The sequence below is a fragment of the Dellaglioa sp. CoH-56-MRSF-14 genome, assembly GCF_056782115.1.
The window spans coordinates 76722-98104 of record NZ_JBXAYB010000002.1; the positions used below are offsets into that span (position 1 = coordinate 76722).

Consider the following 21383-nt stretch of genomic DNA (forward strand, 5'->3'; position numbering starts at 1 on the left):
GTATCGTTAGTTTTGGAGGTGAGTAGTTGGAATGAGAATACCCGAAAACGTAATTGAACAGGTGCGAACTAGTGTGAATATTACTGATATCATTAGTCAGTATGTCGGATTAAAAAAATCTGGTAGTAATTTTATGGGTTTATGTCCATTTCATGAAGAAAAAACGCCTTCATTTTCTGTAAGCGAAGAGAAACAAATTTTTCACTGTTTTAGCTGTGGAAGAGGTGGGAATGTTTTTAAGTTCTTAATTGAGCTAGAGGGACTTAGCTTTCCAGAATCTGTCAATAAAGTTGCAGAATTTTCAGGAATGGATATCGATAGTAAATATTCTGAATCTCAGTCAGCAAGGACACAAGAATCAACTGAAAATCGTCAGTTAAAGCAAATTCATGATGACGGTGCTAAATTATATCAACACATTTTAATGAATACAGAAATGGGTCAAAAGGCATTAGATTACCTGCATAATCGTGGTATAACGGATGAAATTATCAAAACTTTCCAAATTGGATTTGCGCCTGGGAAATCGGTCTTACAAGATTTTTTTAAGGAAAAGAAAGTAGACTATCAATTATTAAGGCAGTCTGGACTATTTATTGAAAATCAAACAGGTGATTTGCGTGAACGATTTATTGATCGAGTGATGTTTCCGATTAGAAATCAAAATGGTCAAGTTGTTGCCTTTTCAGGTCGTCTGCTTGAAAAAAATAAAGAATTACCTAAATATTTAAACAGTCCTGAAACGCCTATTTTTAATAAAAGAGAGATTCTATTTAATTACGATTTGGCAAAAAAAGAAATTCGGACAGAAGGAAATGTTATTTTGTTCGAAGGATTTATGGATGTTTTAGCAGCATACCGCTCTGGAGTTAAAAATGGTGTCGCCTCTATGGGAACAAGTTTAACAAATGAACAAATTTATTTGTTAGAACGTTCAACATCACAATTAAATATTTGTTATGATGGGGATGAACCCGGGCAAAATGCAACAAATCGTGCTTTGAACCTGCTAGCGAATCAGACAAAAATGAAAGTTGGCGTGCTAGCCATTCCTAACGGTATGGATCCTGATGAGTTTGTTAAAAAAAATGGTAAAGAAGCGTTTCTGGAGTTAGCTCACTCTGCTCGAGAGACGGTTATTTCATTCAAAATGAATTTTTTGAAACGAAATAAAAACTTAAAAAATGAAAGTGAGCAAATTGATTATATTGATCAAGTACTACAAGTTTTAACTACAATTAAAACGCCGTTTGAGCAAGATATTTATATTAATCAGTTGGCAGATGAATTTAAAATTGATAAAGGAATTCTAAGACAACAGTTAATTGATTTAGTTGCCGTTCAACCAAAAGTAGTGCAACAAGTTAATCAAGTTCCAAGGGTTCGAACAGATGAACCACCTGTAGAAAATCGCTCAGAGGTCATGAGCGATGAAAAAATTGATCGTGTTGAAAGAGCTGAAAGATTATTGCTTTATCGTATATTACATGATCATACAGCTTGGCTGAAAATTCGATCAATTGATGATTTTAGTTTTGTTCATGATAGTTATCAGTTAATATATACGTTAGCTGAAGGCTATTTAGAATTACATGAGCAATATGAAATTGCTAGTTTTTTAGATTACTTGCCAGAAGAGTCTTCAAAGAGATTTTTAATGCAAATAGAGCTGATGACAGTTGCAGAAGAGTCTTCAGAGGATGAATTTGATGATTGTGTGTCCGTCATTATGAATGATTCGCCGATGGAACAATCAATTAATCAAGTTCGATCAGATCTTATGGAAGCAAATCGTCTTGGCAATACAGAACTAACCAATGAATTATCAGTTAAGTTAATTGCATTATATCAAAAACAACAAGTACCACGAACATCCATCTAAGGGAGGAATTATTAATGGTAAAAAAAGTAGAAAAAGTTGAAGAATCAGAATTTGACGAAAAAGGCTTTAAAAAAGCACAAACGAAGTTGATCAAGGAATATAAAGTAAAAAAAGAAATTAAGTATGATAATTTAACAGATGAACTAGCAACACCATTCCATTTAGATGCTGATCGTATGGATAAATTACTTCAAAAAGTCGCAGATGCTGGTATTGCTGTTGTTGATGAAGAGGGAAACCCAAGTGAACATAGTTTAAAAGCAGCTGAAAAAGTTACAAAGAAAGCTTTAAAAGACACATCAGCACCAACTGGAATAAAAATTAATGACCCAGTTAGAATGTATTTGAAAGAAATTGGTCGTGTTAACCTTTTAAAAGCTGAAGAAGAAGTTGCTTTAGCATTAAAAATTGAAGAAGGCGACGAAGAAGCAAAACAAAAATTGGCAGAAGCTAATTTACGTTTAGTTGTTTCAATTGCTAAACGTTACGTTGGTCGTGGAATGCAATTTCTTGATTTAATTCAAGAGGGTAACATGGGATTAATGAAGGCTGTTGAGAAATTTGATTATCGTAAAGGATTTAAATTCTCAACATATGCGACATGGTGGATTAGACAAGCAATTACACGTGCTATTGCTGATCAAGCACGTACAATTAGAATTCCAGTTCATATGGTTGAAACAATTAATAAATTAATCAGAATTCAACGCCAATTATTACAAGAACTTGTTCGCGAACCAATTCCTGAAGAAATTGGTGCTGAAATGGATATGCCAGCTATGCCAGCCGAAAAAGTTCGTGAAATTTTAAAAATTGCTCAAGAACCTGTTTCATTAGAGACACCAATTGGTGAAGAAGATGATTCACATTTAGGTGATTTTATTGAAGATCAAGATGCAACTAGTCCAGCTGACCATGCGGCTTATGAACTCTTGAAGGAGCAACTAGAAAATGTTCTTGATACATTAACAGATCGTGAAGAAAATGTTCTGCGTTTAAGATTCGGTCTTGATGATGGTCGCACAAGAACACTTGAAGAAGTTGGTAAAGTGTTTGGAGTGACACGTGAACGTATTCGTCAAATTGAAGCTAAAGCATTACGTAAACTACGCCATCCATCTCGTTCAAAACAATTAAAAGATTTCTTAGAATAAAAAATTTAAGGACCATTATAAAACGAAACCTGTTTTATAATGGTCCTTTTTTAGTTATAATAAGAAAAGATAAGATACGAAAGAAGAGGATCAAGAAATGGATGCACGACATTTATCAGATCGATTAGTTCGAGTTGCAAAATTTGTACCAAAAAATGCACGATTGGCCGATATTGGATCGGATCATGCTTACTTACCTGCGTATTTAGCTATTAATAAAATTATTTCATATGCTGTTGCTGGAGAAGTAGCTAAAGGGCCTTATGAAAATGCCGTAACAGAAATTAATACAGAACGATTAGACCACATGATAATGCCAAGATTAGCTAATGGGTTAAAGGCAATTAAATTAGACGATAATATTGATACTATCACAATTGCCGGAATGGGTGGCCCTTTAATAAAGGATATATTTACTGCCGATTTAGAAAAATTAACGGGTGTCCGTCGTTTAATTATTCAACCTAATGTTGGACAAAAATTAATAAGAGAATGGTTAATGGATCATTCATATCAAATTATTGATGAAGATATTGTCGAAGACGACCATCATGTCTATGAAATTATTGTTGCTGAGAAAGTTAACACTAAAATGAGCTACTCGATATTAGATTTAAAGTATGGACCTAAATTAAGAATTGAGCAAAGCGATGTATTCAAAGCTAAATGGCACAAGCAAATGGAAAAAAAGCGTAAAGTTTTAAAAAATTTTGAGGCAGCAAATAAAGTTCCTATTGATAAAAAAAGGATATTAGAAGTTGATATCAAAGAAATTGAGGAGATGCTGGGATGACAAAAATTATTGATTTAGTCAATCAATTCGAAGTATTTGCTCCAAAAAGTATGGCTGAAATTGGTGATCCAGTAGGCCTACAATTAGGTGATATTAATAATACTGTTACTAAAGTAATGACAACTTTAGATGTTCGTCCAGAAGTTGTCCAAGAAGCAATTAATAAAAATGTAGATTTTATTTTCGCACATCATCCATTAATATTTAGACCGGCAAAAAATTTGGATACTACGAATCCTCAAAATAAAATGTATGCCGATTTATTGAGTCATAATATAACAGTGTATGCAGCTCATACTAATTTAGACAATGTTACAGGTGGGATGAATGATTGGTTAGCGAGTCGTTTAAAATTACAAGAAACAATCCCGTTAGTGCATACAAATAGTTCAGATTATGGAATGGGTCGAATCGGAAATTTAACTAGTCCTATGACTGTTATTGAATTTTCTGAATATTGTAAGAAGCAATTTAACATAAGTGGATTAAGACTGATTTCTAATGATTTGACGCAATCAATTAAGCGTGTTGCAGTTCTAGGTGGTGATGGTGGTAAATTTTATCATGAGGCAATTAAGCAGCAGGCGGATGTTTACGTAACAGGAGATGTCTACTACCACACGGCTCATGACATGTTAGCAGAAGGGTTGTCAGTTATTGATCCGGGCCATCATGTTGAAAGTATCTGTAAAGCACAATTGAAACGGTTATTTGGAGAATGGAATCTAGAAAATAATTGGCAAATTGAGATTATTGAATCAGATATTAATACAGATCCATTTCAGTTTATTTAATTTTAAAATTAGAGTATGATTAGAGATATTAAATAATAGATTAGGAGATACGCTATCATGACAAAATATGAAGAATTAATTCCACGTTTTATTAAGTATGTTAAAGTAGAAACTCGTTCTGATGAAAATTCAGGGGTAACTCCTTCAACGCAAACTCAAGTTGAATTTGCGAAAGAATTAAAGGAAGAACTTTTACAAATTGGATTAAAGGATGCACGTATTTCTAAAAAAAGTGGGTATGTTTTAGCAACATTACCAAGTAATTTAGAAGCTGGTAAAAACGTTAAAGCGGTTGGTTTTATTTCACATATGGATACAGCTGCATTTACAGCAGAGGGTGTTAACCCCCAATTCGTTGAAAATTATGATGGCGAATCTGATATTAATCTTGACGATGATGGTAAATTTAAACTAACTATTAAAGAATTTCCAAATTTAAAAAATTATAAAGGCAATACATTAATTACAACAGATGGTTCAACACTATTAGGATCAGATGATAAATCGGGAGTAGCTGAAATTATTACTGCTGTAGCTTATTTAGTTGCACATCCTGAAATTAAGCATGGTGACATTAAAGTTGGTATTGGACCTGATGAGGAAATTGGGGTAGGTGCTGATAAATTTGACGTAGCCGATTTTGGAGCTGATTTAGCTTACACTGTTGATGGTGGACCATTAGGTGAATTAGAATATGAAACATTTAATGCTGCTCAAGCAGTCGTTTCAATTCAAGGTAAGGAAGTTCATCCTGCAACTGCTAAAGGTGTTTTAATTAATGCAAGTAAGTTAGCAAATCAATTTGACTCATTATTACCACAAGATGAAGTACCTGAAAAAACTGAAGGCCGCGAAGGTTTTTACCATTTAATTTCAGTAGAAGGTACAGTTGATGAAGCAAAAATGGTATATATTATTCGTGATCATGATCGCCAAAAATTCGAAGATCGCAAAAAGTATATGATGGGTATTGCTGATAAAATGAATGCTGATTTTGATTCTGAACGTGTGACAATTGATATGGTAGATCAATATTACAATATGCGTGAAGTAATCGAGAAGGATATGACTGTTGTGACTGTTGCTAAAGAAGCTATGGAAAATTTAGCAATTAAACCGGATATCTATCCAGTACGTGGTGGGACAGATGGTTCAAAAATCTCATTCATGGGATTACCAACACCAAATATATTTGCTGGAGCAGAAAATATGCATGCGCGATTTGAATTTGTTTCAGTTGAAACAATGGAAAAAGCAACGGATGTTGTTCTAGAAATTATAAAATTAGTATCTGAAGAAACAAAATAGGTATTATTAAATAGTGTGGATGAGTTAAACTAGAGGACATATTGAGACCTTTCTTTCTCAAATTTTTCCTTATAGTCTTATAAAGCCAAAAAAAAGATAAACTAATTAGTTTATCTTTTTTTATTTATCTGATTTAGGATCTTTGAGAATGGCGTAGAGGCAATTTACGACAATTAAGCCGGTAACTGCAAAAATAATACCGATTAACAAAACTGGTGCAAACAATGTACCAGTTAGTGAGCTTACGATATAACCAATTACTTCACCAAAAATGAAGCCCCAAAAGAGAATTGTTAATTGTTTCATCATAGAACAGCACCTCACATTCAAAGCTAATTTTAGCACAAATAATTATTTTTGCAAAAGCTTTTTAGTGTCTATTGGGTATTGTTAAAAAGTTTTGTATAATAACATTAATAGATACGTGAAAAGGGGGATAAAATGTTTGTTCCGTTAAAAGTTAAAAGTTCATTCAGCTTATTACAAAGCACCACTAAAATTAATGATCTTGTTCAAAGTGCTAAAAGTAAAGGCTATAAAGCAATTGCCTTAACAGATAATAATACATTGTATGGTGCAATTGATTTTTATAATGCCTGTCAAAAAGCTGAAATTAAGCCAATTATCGGACTAACGTTAGATATCTCCGGTTTAATCGAAACAAACCATGAATATGAATTGACCTTTATTGCAAAAGATAAACAAGGTTATCAAAATTTAATGCAATTATCGACCTTAAAAATGACCTTAAATGATGATAAGTTAAACTTTAGTAGTTTAACTAACTATTTAGACGGTTTATTTATATTATCACCTAGTGAAAAAAGTGAATTTAGTTATTTAATTGAACAAAGTCAAATATCCGATGCAAAAGAATTATTAGCCAAATATCAAAGCTTAATAGGTTCAGAAAATATTCGAGTTGGCCTATCTCACTTAATGGATAAAATTACGGCACAATCAATTAAATCTTTAGCTCAAAATTTTGATATTCGTGTAATTGCGCTAGATGAAGTAGCTTATTTGGATGCTGAAAATCAGTTTGATATTGATGTGTTAAAGGCAATTAGTACTGGTGAAACGATTTTAATTAATAAAGTTGATGAACAAATTCAGGGAGAATATGCATTAAGAAATCCAAAAGAGATAACGGAGCAATATCAAGAATTGCTAATGGCAGATGCAATTCAAGAAACCCAAAATTTAGCAGATGAAACGTCTCTGGAATTAACATTCTCACAACCCAAACTACCTGAGTATCCATTACCTAATAATGAAACAGCACATAGTTATTTGAGAAGTATGTGTAATACTGGATTAAATGAGCGGTTTCCAAATGGTGTACCTAAGGAATATAAACAAAGATTAGAACTTGAGTTAAACGTTATTCAACAAATGGGATTTGAAGATTACTTTTTAATCGTTTGGGATATTATGAACTATGCTCATTCGCAAAATATTATAACTGGCCCAGGACGAGGGTCATCTGCTGGATCGATCACAGCCTACGTTTTAACGATTACGGATGTTGATCCAATTAAATATAATTTATTGTTTGAACGTTTTTTGAATTCAAAACGTGTTCAGATGCCGGATATTGATTTAGATATTCCAGATGATAAACGTGGACTAATCCTTAATTATTTACATCAAAAATATGGACATTATCACATGGCTCAAATTATTACATTTGGCACAATGGCAGCAAAACAGGCTTTGAGGGATGTTGGTCGAGTATTTGGTGTATCACCTTTTGAAATGAAAGGGTGGAGTGATTCAATTCCAAATGTTTTGAAAATTACGTTGACAGAGGCGCTAGCACAATCACAAAAATTACGTAATTTAGTTAATGATAGTTCCAAAAATAAAAATATTTTTACAATTGCGCAGCATATCGAAGGGATTCCAAGACACTACTCTACGCATGCAGCAGGGGTCGTATTGAGCCAAATTGATTTACGAGAAGTGGTTCCGTTACAAAATGGAAGTGAGGATATTCTTTTAACGCAGTATTCTAAAGATATAGTTGAAAATGTTGGTTTATTAAAAATCGATATTTTAGGTCTACGTAATTTAAATATTTTAGATCAAGCTGTAACACAGGTTAAAAAGAATTATCAAGCAGACTTCAATCCAGCATTCATTAATTTAGAAGATGAAAAAACATTAGCTCTTTTTAGATTAGGTGATACATCCGGTGTTTTCCAATTTGAATCTAATGGTATCAAAAATGTTTTAAAAAAATTACAACCAACATCTTTTGAAGATATCGCAGCTGTAAATGCGTTATATCGGCCGGGTCCGATGGAAAATATAGATACATTTATTGCACGAAAACATCATCTTGAAAAAATAACATTTCCGGACAATAGTTTAAAACAAATTCTTGAGTCAACCTATGGTGTATTAGTTTATCAGGAGCAGGTTATGCAGGTCGCATCAAAGATGGGTAATTTTACACTTGGTGAAGCTGATTTACTACGCCGAGCAATGAGTAAAAAGAAAAAAAAGACTATTGATGAAATGCGTACTCAGTTTATCAATGGGGCATATGATAATGGAATTCAAGAAGATGTAGCTAAAACAGTTTATAGTTATATTGAGCAGTTTGCTAATTATGGATTTAATCGTTCACATGCCGTTGCCTATAGTAAAATTGCTTTTCAATTAGCCTATATTAAAGCTAATTTTCCAGCTGCATTTTTTGAAGCTATTTTAAATTCCGTTGGTAATAATCCGCAAAAAATAAAAGAATACTTAGTGGAAGCAAAGCAATATCATGTAATAATTAAATTACCTGATATTAATATGAGCGAGGTAGGTTTTAGTTTAAGACAAAATATTGTTTTATTTGGATTAAATAGTATTAAAGGACTTAGAAAAGACTTTATTGAACATATCATTACATTACGGAAAAAAGAATTGTTCACAGATTTCCAATCCTTCCTGCATCGGATAGATAAAAAATATTTAAATGAGGAAAATATTTCAGCTTTAATATATTCTGGGTGTTTTGATCAATTTGAATATAATCGTGCTGAGTTGATTAGTGCTCTACCAGAATTAATTAGTAGTATTGATTTAAGTGGAAATAATACTAATTTATTTGAATTATTAACACCTAAGATAGCAAGACAATCAAACTTTCCATTAATGGTTCGATTAGAAAAAGAATCACAATATTTAGGTGCGTATCTTTCGGGACATCCGGTTGAGAAGTATCGGAAACAGCTAAATCAAAGCGATTTTAAAAAAATATCGGAAATATCTGATAAGACACATGTAACCATTTTAGTTAATCTTACGAGAGTAAAAGTTATTCGAACAAAGAAGGGTCAACAAATGGCCTTTGTAAATGGTTCGGATGAAACAAGTGAGATTGATTTGACAATATTTCCTGATTTATTTCGACAGAAAGAATCTTTACTTGAAAAAAATAAGGTCGTTGTCGTTTCGGGGGATGTTGAAACAAATAGAGGATTACAAATTATTGTTAAAAAAATAGAATTAGCAGATGATTATTTTAAACGAATAACTCAAAAAAAATGGTTTTTGAAGATTACTAAAGAAACAACAAATGAAAAAATAGAAAAATTAATGCAAACCATGAAAATAAGGTTAGGTCAAACACCGGTTATTTTGTACTATGAAAAAGACAATCGTAAAATTAGTTTAGATAGAACTTATTGGTTAAGGAACGACAAAGAAACACATACAGCGCTTACAAAAATATTAGGTTCTGAAAATGTCGTCATTAAGTAATTTATTCTTGAAAATACTGAAAATATTTTCACATTTAACAAGACAACTTTTCTGAAAAGTGTTAATATAGTGAGTGAAATATGTACTTAAATTACTTATTGAGGTGAAGAAATGAAACGCATTGGTATTTTAACAAGTGGTGGAGATGCGCCAGGTATGAACGCTTCAGTTCGTGCTGTTGCACGTCGTGTAATTGGTGAAGGATTAGAAGCATACGGTATTAATTATGGTTTTGCTGGTTTAGTTGCTGGCGATATTCATAAAATTGAATATGCTGACGTTGATGATGTTATTCAACGCGGTGGAACAATGTTATATTCAGCCCGTTATCCTGAATTTGCAACTGCTGAAGGACAATTAAAAGGTATCGAACAACTTAAAAAGTTCGGTATCGATGCTTTAGTTGTTATCGGTGGGGATGGTTCATACCATGGTGCTTTAGCACTCACAAAACGTGGATTTAACGCTGTTGGTATTCCAGGAACAATCGATAATGATATTCCTGATACAGATTTCACAGTTGGATTTGATACAGCTGTTAACACAGCTCTTGATGCAATTGATCGTATTCGCGATACTGCTCGTTCACATCAACGTACGTTTATCGTTGAAGTAATGGGTAGAAATGCTGGAGATATTGCTTTATGGTCCGGTATTGCTGGTGGTGCTGATGTTATTGTTATTCCTGAAAAAGGATATAACATGCAAGAAATTGCAGACAAGCTCAACAGTAACCGTGAACATGGTAAAGATTCAGGAATTATCGTATTAGCTGAAGGTGTTATGGGAGCTAGTGAATTTGCTGCTGAATTAGACACATATGGTAATTTTGAAACACGTGTGACTATTTTAGGCCATACACAACGTGGTGGCGTACCAACTGCCAAAGATCGTGTCTTAGCAAGTCGTTTTGGTGATTATGCTGTTCAACTTCTTATGGAAGGTAAAGGCGGATTAGCAATTGGTATTAAAGACAACAAATTAGTTGCTGAAGATATTGTTGCAACGCTTGAAGAACATAAACATCATACAGATTTGAGTCTTTTAGACTTAAATACACGACTTTCAACACCAAAATAATATAATACTGTTATTGTTATTTATAAATAATAAGTAAACTAAGAGGAGATCATAATCTAATGAAAAAAACTAAAATCGTAAGTACACTTGGTCCAGCCAGTTCAGATCTTGATACAATTGTTAAATTAATCGAAGCCGGTGCTAATGTTTTCCGTTTCAACTTTTCTCATGGTGACCATGAAGAACATTTAGGTCGTATGACATTAGTTCATGAAGCAGAAAAAATTACTGGTAAAATGGTTGGTATCATGCTTGATACTAAAGGTGCAGAAATCCGTACTACTGTTCAAAAAGAAGGTAAAATCAACTTTGAAATTAATGATATTGTTCGTATTTCAATGGATGATTCACTTGAAGGAACAAAAGAAAAGATTGCTGTTACTTACCCAGGTTTAATTGAAGATGTTCATGTTGGAGGCCACGTATTGTTTGATGATGGTCTTATCGATATGAGAATTGATGAAATTGATACAGCTGCTAACGAATTAGTAACAACTGTTATGAATTCTGGTCGTTTAGGTTCACGTAAAGGTGTTAACGCTCCTGGTGTATCAATTAACTTACCTGGTATTACTGAAAAAGATTCAGACGATATTCGTTTTGGTTTAGATCAAAACATTGATTTCATTGCTGCAAGTTTTGTACGTAAACCAGCTGATGTTTTAGATATCCGCGCTTTACTTGAAGAAAAAGGAATGGAACATGTTCAAATCTTCCCTAAGATTGAATCACAAGAAGGTATCGATAATATTGATGCTATTATGGAAGTTTCTGAAGGATTAATGATTGCCCGTGGCGATATGGGTGTTGAAATTCCTGCTGAAAATGTTCCTTTAGTTCAAAAAGACTTAATCAAAAAATGTAACGCTTTGGGCAAACCAGTTATTACTGCTACTCAAATGCTTGATTCAATGCAAGAAAACCCACGTCCTACACGTGCTGAAGCATCTGATGTTGCTAATGCCGTATTTGATGGAACAGATGCAACAATGCTTTCAGGTGAAAGTGCTAATGGTGACTACCCTGTAGAATCAGTTGCAACAATGGCTCGTATTGATGAAAAATCTGAAAATGCATTGCGTGCACATAGCTCATTTGCATTAAATGAATTTGACAAAAATGATGTTACTGAAACTATTGGTCGTGCTGTTGCTGAAACAGCTGATAGCTTAGGTATTAAAACTATCATCGCTGCTACAAAATCTGGTCAAACAGCACGTATGATTTCTAAATACCGTCCTGACTCAGATATTTTAGCTATTACTTTTGACGAACAAACTCGTCATGGTTTATCAGTTAACTGGGGTGTTCACCCAATCATTGCTGAAAAACCAGCATCAACAGATGCATTGTTTAGTTTAGCAACTGAAAAAGCTAAAGAATTAGGTTTCGCTAAAAAAGGTGACCTTATCTTAATCACTGCTGGTCTTCCAGTTGGTGAAAAAGGAACAACAAACAGTTTGAAAGTTCAATTAGTAGACTAATTATATTAAGGTTCAAGTACATGATGAACCTAAGTTAGTATATCGGTAAGACATTGGTGACGAAAAATGTTATTGGGTTAATCATGAATATAATTGACTAATTAAGATAATATTGATCAGGTTGTATCAATCCTTACTTGAATATTTTAAAATTGGAAAAGGGGCTGTGACATAAGTCCCTTCAATAAAGTTCAAAATAAGGCTCCGGAAATCATTTTTTGATTTCTGGAGCCTTATTTCTTTTTATTTAAAAAAATATAGAAAACAGAAGTATTATTTACCTCCTAAACTGGCTAATTTTTGGATATTTAATGCCATTACTATCAAACCTGCTTCCTTTTTAACCTTCTCAATCCCTCGCAATAGAAATTGATTGAACGGCAAAGAGGCCTTCATTCGACCAAAAACGGATTCTACATCAATTTTACGGTGCGCGTAAATTTGACCCGTTTCTGGTTCAGAAAGTCGTTCACATTGTTGTGCCTTAAAATATTCCCAAGATCCGTTAACTTGAATCTTACGACGTGCACCTCTAAGTGTTTTAGCCGCAGGAATAATTATCTGATTCTCATCTAGTAACTCTGCTTGATATTCTTTAAATTCACGAACTATTCCATATTTATCGGTTCTTTTCCGATACGCTTTAAAGTTAAATCGCACGCCGTGCGGATCAATATAGTAATCATTATTTTCATGATAATCCCAGTTCATAACTTTTCTATCATCAGTTCGCCATTTTTTGCTTTGTTCTCTAATCATGGTACCGTAAGGAATTATAGCAGTTTGATTTGGTAATTCATCTTCAATGAAACGATAGTTTGATTCTGATCCATATCCGGCATCGGCAACAATGTATTTATCTAATTTATTATGAGTACTTAACGTTTTAAGAAACGGTTGAAGTGTTCTAGTATCTGTTGGATTTTGAAATAATTGGTAGCCCAAAATAAATTGGTTACTGGTCGCAATTTGTAAGTTATAAGCTGGCTTAAGTTGACCATTTAACATTGGATCTTCTTTAATACGCATAAAAGTTGCATCATGATCAGTTTTAGAATAGCTATTTCGAGTACCGTATATTTTCATTTGTGCTTCATGTTCACTTAATTTATGTTGGCGTTTAGTTAATTGATTCTTCTTAGATTTTAGGGTTCTTCGAATTCTTTTAGCTGGATTGGGACTTATCTTCTTAGTTCTTGAAACTTCCTGGTCTAATGCTACTAATTTCTGATCAAGTCGATCGATAACTTCTTCAATCATTTCTAGTGTTAGATTGGAGCCTTCTGGGACTTTACAAGCAGCATGCGCTGTTTTTAATTCAACTAGTAGCTCTAAAATCGCTTCGCGATTCATTTGATCAAAACGTATTGTATTCTTTTTCCAAATAAAACTATATTTATTAGCATTAGCCAAAACCTTAGTACCATCAATAAAGATGGCATCACTAATCATATTTTGTTGTCGTAAATATTCGACTAAGGTATCTAAACTGCGATCAATTAAATCAGTTAATTCATTCGACGTTCTAAATCGGACAATAGTTCGGTAAGATGGCATTTGCTCTTGTGTTAACCAACGTGCCGATAAATTTTCTTGTGCTAGTAAGGCGACCCGACGACTACTAAAAACACCTCGAGTTATAGCAAAAAGATATAACTTCAATAAAGCTGAAAGATTATATTCACGGGGGCGACCAAAAAGATAAGGTTCTTTTATTTCTAATTTTTCGATTAGCGTATTGATATAACACGCAGTGTTATTCTTTTCTGGTATATAGTCAGTTGAGATGGCTAAACAAGTCTGATTTATGTTATAATAATTTTGCATTTTTAAGTCCTTTCGAGGATTAAATTAAGGAGCATTGGGGGTCGAAGGCCAGTGTTCCTTTTTATTTTTCTAATTAGATAATATATTAAAAAGTAGTAAAAAGAAACAAGTCTCCCGAAATCAAAAAAGATTTCGGGAGACTTGTTTAATATCATATTGAAGAGACTTATGTCACAGCCCCTTTTTTATTACACAATATTTCTATTCAATTGGCTATTAAGCCTAATATCAGGTAAAATGTGAGTATGTAATTTTAAAATATGAATAAAGAAATATAAAATAATATTTTTTTGAATGGGAGAAATAAATGAGTTCAATAATGGGACAAGTTGTTACCGCAATGGTAACTGATGAGAATGATACAGAATTTTTAGTACAAAAAGATAGTATAACAATGCATTTATTGAAAGATGAAAAAAACAGTCAATTAGCGAACGGTTCGATGGTTACAGGCTTTGTGTATGAGAACGAAGATCATGATTTGAGTTTATCAACAATAATTCCTAGAGCTGGCATTGATCAATATGCATTCGGAGACGTTGTAAAAGTTAGAAGAGATTTAGGTGTCTTCGTTGACATTGGTTTACCAGACAAAGATGTAGCAGTTTCACTAGATGATTTACCAGAAATGAAATCACTTTGGCCAAAAGCTGGTGATCGATTAATGGTTGGACTTAAAATTGATGCCAAAGATCGTATTTGGGGTGATGTTGCGGACGAAGAAATGTTTCGATCAATTGCTAAGAAACCTGATGACTCATTAAAAAATAAAAATATGAAATTTACAGTTATTCGCTTAAAAATGATTGGAACTTTTGTAATTACTGATGATGATTATCTTGGATTTATCCATCCATCTGAAAGATTTAATGAACCTAGATTAGGTCAAGTATTAGAAGGACGTGTAATTGGAATTAGAACTGACGGTACAATTAATCTATCTATCAAACCACGTGCCTATGAAGCAATTAGTGATGATGCAGCAATGTTGATTGCTGCATTAAGTCATAATGATGAAAAAACATTACCTTTTACTGATAAAAGTAATCCAGAAGACATTAAAGAATATTTTGGTATCAGCAAAGGTCAATTTAAGAGAGCTGTTGGACATCTGCTAAAAGAGCGTTATGTTAAACAAGAAGATGGTAATCTTATTTTAATAAAAATGCCTGAGGAATTTGAAACTAATAATGATGAATTAATTAACGAAACAGATGATTAATAGAAAACTATTTTAGTAGGTAAGAGATAATAAATAAAATTATTTGAAAATATAATTTATTAGTTCAACGTTAAATTAATATATCGGTAACAAACAAGTATATTAGTTATTTTTAAATATATGAATTGTCTCATGAATGCCGTGCGTGTAGAGGAGAACAATAATGCTTATTAAGTATAAGAATGATTATGAAAAAATTGCGATGGGCTTGTTGTCATTTATACCTGACTTGAAGGATGTTACTAGAATTAATTTAGCAATTAAAGGTTATCAAGATACAGAAAATCGAGATTTGTATCTTTGGAAAAATGAGGCAGGTAATTTTACTGGTATAGTTGGTATTGAAAATGATGGCAACGTTGTCGTAGTTCGGGCAATATCATTGAGTCCAGATGAAAGACATAAAAAAGTTAGTTTTTTGATTCTGAACGCTGTATTATCGCTATATCCTGATAAAAAAATCATGGGTACAATTGATACTACAAAATTAATTGAAAAATGGGAAATGCAAAAAAATGAGTCAAAAATTTAAATCTATTAGTCAGGTAACATTAAAATTAACCTCTTTTGAAGGACCACTTGATTTGTTACTGCATTTAATCAAAGATTCTGAGATGGATATTTATGATATTCAAATTTCAGAAATAACAGAGCAATATTTAACTATTATTAAAGATACTACGAATATGTCATTAGATGTGATTGGTCAATATTTAGTGATGGCTTCAACGTTGATGAAAATTAAGAGTCAAATGTTATTACCGGCAGAATTTTCCAATGTAGAGGAAACTCAAACTGATCCAAGGGCAAGTCTAGTCGAACAATTAATTGAATATCAAATTTTTAAAGAGGCGGCTGGAGAGTTGAGCGTCAGGGAAAATAAACGTGCGAATTATTTTTCTAAGGAACAAAGTAGTATTCCTAAAAATAGATTTGATAAACCTCAACTTGATATACCTGGCCTGGATTTAGAAACACTTGAGAATGCTTTTAAAAGAGTTTTAATAAAGCAAATAAATCATCAACCAATTGAGAAAAAAATTAATGTGCAACTAGCATCACTCTCTGATAAAATATCAGAAATAAAAAAAATCATTCTAAATTCAAATAAGAGTTTAATATTTAGTGATTTTTTTGAAATAACAACAACGGTTGATGAAATTGTTGTTACTTTTCTGGCAATATTAGAACTTTCAAAATTAAACCAAATTAAATTGAAACAAGCAAATAGCCATGAAATGATTCAGATTTTAAAAATTGAACCATAGATTATTGTATTAAGGAGGTACGAAGGTGAGTCATTTAGCAAATATTGAAGGACTTTTATTTGTGAGTGGGGATCAAGGAATATCTCTAGCAGAATTATCTAGATTAACTGGATTATTGAAATCAGCAGTTAAAGAACAACTTGAAAAATTATCATTAAAGTATAAAAATGATATAAATTCTAGCTTGGAGCTAATTCAATATAATGATTGTTATCAATTAGTAACAAAAGAGAAATTAGCAGATTTAATTAAAGATTATTTTGAAAATCCTAATTCAAGAAGACTTTCTAATGCAGCACTGGAAACGCTAGCTATCATTGCTTATAAACAACCAGTGACACGACTTGTAATTGATGATATCCGAGGAGTTCAAAGTTCAGGATCACTGCAAAAATTGATTGCTTTAGATCTAATTCGTGAAAATGGACGTCTTGATGTACCAGGAAGACCTATTATATATGTAACAACGACGCAATTTTTAAATTATTTTGGATTAACTGAACTAAAAGAACTTCCAGTGATTAGTGAAAATCAAGATTTTGATGGAGAAATAGGTAAACTTTTTTTAAATAATTTTAACGAAAAATTACAAGAAAATGAGGAATAATATGGCAGAGGCAGAAAGATTACAAAAAGTTATGGCGCAATCAGGTGTTGCGTCACGAAGACAATCCGAAAAAATGATTTCAGAAGGTCATGTTAAGGTGAATGGTAAGGTTGCAAGTGAGTTGGGTATTAAGGTCACAAGTGAAGATAAAATTGAAGTTGATGGTATTCGTTTAAATGAAGAACCATTAGTCTATTATTTATTCTACAAACCAAGAGGAGTTATTTCGGCTGTTAAGGATAATAAAGATCGTAAGGTTGTTACGGATTATTTTCCAGGTGTAAGGGAAAGAATTTATCCAGTCGGTCGATTAGATTATGATACTTCTGGATTATTATTAATGACAAATGATGGTGAGTTAGCCAACAAAATGACTCATCCAAAGTATAAGATTGACAAAACTTACGTCGCTAAAGTGAATGGTATTCCATCTAATGATGATTTAAAAACGTTACGTCAAGGAATTGTAATTGATGGTAAGAAAACGGCTCCTGCTCATTCAAAAATTATTTCAGCAGATAAAAATAAGCAAAAAGCAATTGTTTCATTAACAATTCATGAAGGCCGAAATCATCAAGTTAAAAATATGTTGGCAGAGGTCGGACATCCAGTGGAAAAATTAAAACGTGAAACTTATGGATTCTTAGATTTATATGGATTAACTTCGAGTCAATACCGTGAGTTATCTGAAGAAGAAGTTCATGCATTGAAAAGTATCGCCGAGCGTAAATAATTGTAACTTATTTTATCCTATGTTATATTTTGTAGCGTAATAAAATATTTGGTTCGTCTTCAGGGGCAGGGTGTAATTCCCGACCGGCGGTTATAGTCCGCGACCCACATTGTATATGTGGCTGGACTGGTGTAATTCCAGTACCGACAGTTAAAGTCTGGATAAAGAAGATAGGGCTTATTTGAGTAAGTAATTTCAAATGAACTCTGTTAATCTTTAGTGATTAATGGCGTTCATTTTTATTTACTTGAAAGGTTCTTCATTGAAGATGGCCTTCCAGGAGGTTTTCTAGTATGAATCGGTCACCAGTTTATAAAGTTGTGATTACAGCGTTCTTAGCTGCAATCTCATACGTATTAATGTTTTTATCTTTCCCAGTAATTTTTCCGTATTTAAAAATTGATTTTAGTGATTTACCAATTTTAATTGGATTTTTTATTTTGGGACCAATGAGCGGTGTGATGGTTGCCGTCGTTCGTTCATTGCTGTATCTAGTTTCAACTGGAACAGATATTGCCAGCTTGATAGGTGTTGGAAGTAATTTCTTAGCATCAATGGCGGTATCATTTCCAGCATATTATCTTCTCAAAGGTAAAGGAAACCTTAAGCCAACACTTGGAAAGAGTATTTTGGCAGTTTTAGTGAGTACCTTTGTACTAACTGCTGTATTATCTATTGCAAATTATTTTGTAATTCTACCAGTGTACTTGAATGTTATCGGTATGAATATCGGAATGTCAGTATCCAAGTACGTTATTGTTGGTATTGTTCCTTTTAATATTATAAAAGGAATTCTGGTCGTTGGGTTATTTAGTCTTTTATATCAGAGAATGTATGGTTGGGTTCAGTTAAATAATAAAAAATATAAACAACTATAGTATAATTAATGAGGGAGAATTCTTAAGTGATTCTTCCTCATTTTATTTTATAAGGATGGTATTTTATGGTTGAAGATTATCTCTTACAAATGTTTAATGTCGAATATCGGCGACCTAATGTAATATTTAGCATTATTACAGGTCGGAATACTGTTTCCAATATATATTGGGGAATGCGTTATGATTTGCTAGATTATTTTAGTATTGATCCTCAATTTACAAATGAAATATATCAAAAAATACTTTCTAAGTTGAAACAAAATAAATTACTCACTGAATCTAATGGGCAAGTTCGGTTAACGCAAAATGGTTTAATTCGACAAAAAAAAGCGAAAAGCGATTTATATCAAATTAAGCACCCTAAATTAATAAATCAATATAAATTTAATGAATGGTCAGAAACTTGTATTTTAGCTATACAAGTTGTATCTGAACTTAGCTTTGTTAATCGTCATTATTATCCTGTCGTAACATCCGAATTAACTAAATTTAATATCAAAAAATGGATTTCTAATAATGACAAAACAATACTAACAAAACAAGTTAATTTAGAATTACGATTGTTCGTGCAAAAAATTGATACAAATTCTAGTTTAATATTTATGAACAAATTAATTGGTCATAATCTTAATGGATTGACCAATAAACAGTTAGCAAATGAGTTGAATCTATCAGAAATGGAGATTCAATTAATATACAGAGATACAATAAATTTTTTTGCTAGTTGGATTGAGGAGCAAAAACAAAGTGTGTTCAAAGAATTAGTTCAGTCAATTCTAAAAACAGGAATTATTTCTGAAAGTGCAAAGGAAACGATGAGATTAATTACTATGGGCCTATCTGTTAATGATGTGGCTAAAAGTAGAGGATTGAAGACTAGTACAATTTTTGAACATTTACTTGAATTAGCAATGATTAGTGAAAAATTTCCATTTGATACTTTTTTAACAAAAAAAATAGTTAATGATTTATCTGAAATTATGGGGAGAGATATTGATCAAGTACCTTTTAAAATAATACAAAATAAGAAACCTGATATAAATTTTTTCGATTATCGTTTGTATCAAATTTATAGGAGTAAAATAGATGTCCAAAATTAATTTAAAAGAAAAATTGATGGAATACTTTGGATTCGATTCATTTATGATAGGCCAAGAAGAAACCATAGAAACTATCTTATCTGGTCAAGACACGTTATCAGTACTACCTACAGGGACTGGGAAATCATTGTGTTATCAGTTAGCTGGCTATCTTATGAATGGTACGACAGTTATCGTTTCACCGTTGTTATCTTTAATTCAAGATCAAGTTAGTCAATTTAATTTTCGTGGTAATGGGACAGCTATTGGATTAACATCAATATTGAGTTATTCTGAAAAAAAATATGTGTTAAAAAATATACAATCTTATAAATTTGTTTATTTATCTCCTGAAATGCTAAGTCAATTTGAAGTGATAAATGCCCTTAAACAAATAGATGTATCACTATTTGTTGTAGATGAGGCACATTGTATCTCCACTTGGGGACCAGATTTTAGGCCTGATTATTTGGATTTGAATAATGCAATTGTGAAACTTGGTACACCTTGCGTTTTGGCGTTGACAGCCACAGCTGCACTAAATATTCAGAATGATATTATGACACAATTAAAAACAGAAGGTCGAGATTTTCATAAAATCATTAAATCGGTTAATAGAAGTAATATTTTTTTAAGTGTCTTAAAAGTGCATGATGAATCTGATAAAAATAAGCAATTATTAAATTTATTGAATAAAATCAAGGGTGTTGGAATCGTTTATTTCTCGAGCAAGAAAAAGGCAAATGAGGTCTCAGATTTAATAAATAATAACACTGGATTAAGGTCTGAACCGTACCATGCTGACTTGAATGATATGGCAAGGTATACGGTACAAAGACAATTTATGGAAAATCAAATAGATGTTATATGTGCAACAAGCGCTTTTGGTATGGGTATTAATAAGAAAGATATTAGATACGTTATCCATTATCATATGCCCGCTGATTTTGAAAGCTACGTACAAGAATTTGGCCGATCTGGACGAGATGGCCAGCAGAGTATCGCAATTGTTTTTTCTCAAGAAAATGATGTGTTTCTACAAAGAAACTTAATTGATTTAACCATTCCAGATGATGATTTTATTAGGATGTATTTTAAAAAACATAAGGAATTAGTTGGTCTTGGAGAAGAAAAAGGTAAACTGTTAGATTATTACTATGAGAAACAAAGCTCAGTTGAAGAGGTGCAGTTCCTTTTTAGACAAAGGAAAATTGAAAAAGAAACTGGATTACAAAATATGATAATGTTTGTTAATTCAAGTAATTGTCGAAAGCAACAAATTTTAAACCATTTTGGAGAATCGAAATTAATAGAACATGATGAATTCTGTTGCTCAGCGTTATTTAATGTGGATGTACTTCAAAAGATTGGATTAGAAAAAAAGATAATCAAAAATGATGACAAGCAGTTAATTCAATCAACAGATAATATTATTTCAAGATTGTTTAAATTATCTTGAGAATAATTTGGATTATTATGGTAAAATAATGATAATTGTTTTTAGGAGGATTG

General features: G+C 32.3%; 16 protein-coding genes, 2 pseudogenes and 1 riboswitch. Of the genes and pseudogenes, 16 read left to right on the forward strand and 2 right to left on the reverse strand.

What is annotated here, in order from left to right; translation table 11 throughout:
- Nucleotides 1-31: 31 nt before the first annotated feature.
- The 5 genes from dnaG to pepT all read left to right on the forward strand — a co-directional run bounded on the left by dnaG (nucleotide 32) and on the right by pepT (nucleotide 5931).
- Nucleotides 32-1882: a DNA primase gene (gene dnaG / locus AC1RPX_RS02185; RefSeq protein WP_481761357.1), complete on the forward strand. Its 1851-nt coding sequence runs from the start codon at nucleotides 32-34 to the stop codon at nucleotides 1880-1882.
- Nucleotides 1883-1896: 14 nt separating this feature from the next.
- Nucleotides 1897-3036, forward strand: a complete 1140-nt coding sequence (gene rpoD / locus AC1RPX_RS02190; RefSeq protein WP_409022492.1) for an RNA polymerase sigma factor RpoD — start codon at nucleotides 1897-1899, stop codon at nucleotides 3034-3036.
- A gap of 97 nt (nucleotides 3037-3133) precedes the next feature.
- Nucleotides 3134-3829: a tRNA (adenine(22)-N(1))-methyltransferase gene (locus AC1RPX_RS02195; protein ID WP_481761356.1), complete on the forward strand. Its 696-nt coding sequence runs from the start codon at nucleotides 3134-3136 to the stop codon at nucleotides 3827-3829.
- Nucleotides 3826-4623: a Nif3-like dinuclear metal center hexameric protein gene (locus tag AC1RPX_RS02200; protein WP_481761355.1), complete on the forward strand. Its 798-nt coding sequence runs from the start codon at nucleotides 3826-3828 to the stop codon at nucleotides 4621-4623. The genes AC1RPX_RS02195 and AC1RPX_RS02200 overlap by 4 nt, the downstream gene beginning before the upstream one ends.
- 57 nt (nucleotides 4624-4680) lie before the next feature.
- Nucleotides 4681-5931, forward strand: a complete 1251-nt coding sequence (gene pepT, locus AC1RPX_RS02205) for a peptidase T (protein ID WP_481761354.1) — start codon at nucleotides 4681-4683, stop codon at nucleotides 5929-5931.
- A 120-nt stretch (nucleotides 5932-6051) separates the two neighbouring features.
- Here the strand turns inward: pepT and AC1RPX_RS02210 are convergent, their stop codons facing one another.
- Complete coding sequence (locus AC1RPX_RS02210) at nucleotides 6052-6240, reverse strand: YjzD family protein (protein ID WP_409022496.1); 189 nt, start codon at nucleotides 6238-6240, stop codon at nucleotides 6052-6054.
- A gap of 132 nt (nucleotides 6241-6372) precedes the next feature.
- Here AC1RPX_RS02210 and dnaE point away from each other — a divergent pair, with 132 nt between their 5' ends.
- From dnaE to pyk, 3 genes and pseudogenes are all read left to right on the forward strand, one after another.
- Nucleotides 6373-9693, forward strand: a complete 3321-nt coding sequence (dnaE, locus tag AC1RPX_RS02215) for a DNA polymerase III subunit alpha (protein WP_481761353.1) — start codon at nucleotides 6373-6375, stop codon at nucleotides 9691-9693.
- Between the two features lie 111 nt (nucleotides 9694-9804).
- Nucleotides 9805-10773, forward strand: coding sequence for a 6-phosphofructokinase (pfkA, locus tag AC1RPX_RS02220; RefSeq protein ID WP_481761352.1), 969 nt, complete (start codon nucleotides 9805-9807; stop codon nucleotides 10771-10773).
- A gap of 59 nt (nucleotides 10774-10832) precedes the next feature.
- Nucleotides 10833-12251: pseudogene (pyk, locus tag AC1RPX_RS02225) on the forward strand (pyruvate kinase); the annotation flags it as partial.
- A 288-nt stretch (nucleotides 12252-12539) separates the two neighbouring features.
- On the opposite strand, the pseudogene AC1RPX_RS02230 reads toward pyk, so the two are convergent.
- Nucleotides 12540-14084 (reverse strand): annotated as a pseudogene (locus tag AC1RPX_RS02230) (IS1182 family transposase); the annotation flags it as partial.
- Nucleotides 14085-14391: 307 nt separating this feature from the next.
- Here AC1RPX_RS02230 and AC1RPX_RS02235 point away from each other — a divergent pair.
- From AC1RPX_RS02235 to AC1RPX_RS02270, 8 genes are all read left to right on the forward strand, one after another.
- The gene (locus tag AC1RPX_RS02235) at nucleotides 14392-15306 is read left to right on the forward strand and encodes a CvfB family protein (RefSeq protein ID WP_481761351.1); all 915 of its coding nucleotides are present in this window, start codon (nucleotides 14392-14394) and stop codon (nucleotides 15304-15306) included.
- Between the two features lie 163 nt (nucleotides 15307-15469).
- Nucleotides 15470-15838, forward strand: a complete 369-nt coding sequence (locus tag AC1RPX_RS02240) for an N-acetyltransferase (RefSeq protein ID WP_481761350.1) — start codon at nucleotides 15470-15472, stop codon at nucleotides 15836-15838.
- A complete protein-coding gene (locus tag AC1RPX_RS02245; RefSeq protein WP_481761349.1) occupies nucleotides 15822-16574 on the forward strand; it encodes a segregation and condensation protein A in 753 nt (250 codons plus the stop codon). The genes AC1RPX_RS02240 and AC1RPX_RS02245 overlap by 17 nt, the downstream gene beginning before the upstream one ends.
- Nucleotides 16575-16599: 25 nt before the next feature.
- Nucleotides 16600-17181: an SMC-Scp complex subunit ScpB gene (gene scpB / locus AC1RPX_RS02250; RefSeq protein WP_481761348.1), complete on the forward strand. Its 582-nt coding sequence runs from the start codon at nucleotides 16600-16602 to the stop codon at nucleotides 17179-17181.
- A gap of 1 nt (nucleotide 17182) precedes the next feature.
- On the forward strand, nucleotides 17183-17914 hold the full coding sequence (locus tag AC1RPX_RS02255; RefSeq protein WP_409022503.1) for a pseudouridine synthase: 732 nt from the start codon (nucleotides 17183-17185) through the stop codon (nucleotides 17912-17914).
- Nucleotides 17915-17965: 51 nt separating this feature from the next.
- A riboswitch (FMN riboswitch) is annotated at nucleotides 17966-18090 on the forward strand.
- Nucleotides 18091-18207: 117 nt separating this feature from the next.
- On the forward strand, nucleotides 18208-18792 hold the full coding sequence (locus AC1RPX_RS02260; RefSeq protein ID WP_409022504.1) for an ECF transporter S component: 585 nt from the start codon (nucleotides 18208-18210) through the stop codon (nucleotides 18790-18792).
- A gap of 65 nt (nucleotides 18793-18857) precedes the next feature.
- A complete protein-coding gene (locus AC1RPX_RS02265; RefSeq protein WP_481761347.1) occupies nucleotides 18858-19892 on the forward strand; it encodes a helix-turn-helix domain-containing protein in 1035 nt (344 codons plus the stop codon).
- Complete coding sequence (locus tag AC1RPX_RS02270; protein ID WP_481761346.1) at nucleotides 19879-21330, forward strand: RecQ family ATP-dependent DNA helicase; 1452 nt, start codon at nucleotides 19879-19881, stop codon at nucleotides 21328-21330. The genes AC1RPX_RS02265 and AC1RPX_RS02270 overlap by 14 nt, the downstream gene beginning before the upstream one ends.
- The last annotated feature ends 53 nt before the right edge of the window (nucleotides 21331-21383 follow it).

Coding starts and splice junctions, on each gene's coding strand:
- AC1RPX_RS02235 (WP_481761351.1), top strand. CDS start 14,392: ATGAGTTCAATAATGGGACAAGTTGTTACCGCAATGGTAACTGATGAG.
- AC1RPX_RS02245 (WP_481761349.1), top strand. CDS start 15,822: ATGAGTCAAAAATTTAAATCTATTAGTCAGGTAACATTAAAATTAACC.
- AC1RPX_RS02255 (WP_409022503.1), top strand. CDS start 17,183: ATGGCAGAGGCAGAAAGATTACAAAAAGTTATGGCGCAATCAGGTGTT.
- AC1RPX_RS02265 (WP_481761347.1), top strand. CDS start 18,858: ATGGTTGAAGATTATCTCTTACAAATGTTTAATGTCGAATATCGGCGA.
- AC1RPX_RS02240 (WP_481761350.1), top strand. CDS start 15,470: ATGCTTATTAAGTATAAGAATGATTATGAAAAAATTGCGATGGGCTTG.
- rpoD (WP_409022492.1), top strand. CDS start 1,897: ATGGTAAAAAAAGTAGAAAAAGTTGAAGAATCAGAATTTGACGAAAAA.
- AC1RPX_RS02270 (WP_481761346.1), top strand. CDS start 19,879: ATGTCCAAAATTAATTTAAAAGAAAAATTGATGGAATACTTTGGATTC.
- AC1RPX_RS02195 (WP_481761356.1), top strand. CDS start 3,134: ATGGATGCACGACATTTATCAGATCGATTAGTTCGAGTTGCAAAATTT.
- pfkA (WP_481761352.1), top strand. CDS start 9,805: ATGAAACGCATTGGTATTTTAACAAGTGGTGGAGATGCGCCAGGTATG.
- dnaG (WP_481761357.1), top strand. CDS start 32: ATGAGAATACCCGAAAACGTAATTGAACAGGTGCGAACTAGTGTGAAT.
- pepT (WP_481761354.1), top strand. CDS start 4,681: ATGACAAAATATGAAGAATTAATTCCACGTTTTATTAAGTATGTTAAA.
- AC1RPX_RS02200 (WP_481761355.1), top strand. CDS start 3,826: ATGACAAAAATTATTGATTTAGTCAATCAATTCGAAGTATTTGCTCCA.
- dnaE (WP_481761353.1), top strand. CDS start 6,373: ATGTTTGTTCCGTTAAAAGTTAAAAGTTCATTCAGCTTATTACAAAGC.
- AC1RPX_RS02260 (WP_409022504.1), top strand. CDS start 18,208: ATGAATCGGTCACCAGTTTATAAAGTTGTGATTACAGCGTTCTTAGCT.
- AC1RPX_RS02210 (WP_409022496.1), bottom strand. CDS start 6,240: ATGATGAAACAATTAACAATTCTCTTTTGGGGCTTCATTTTTGGTGAA.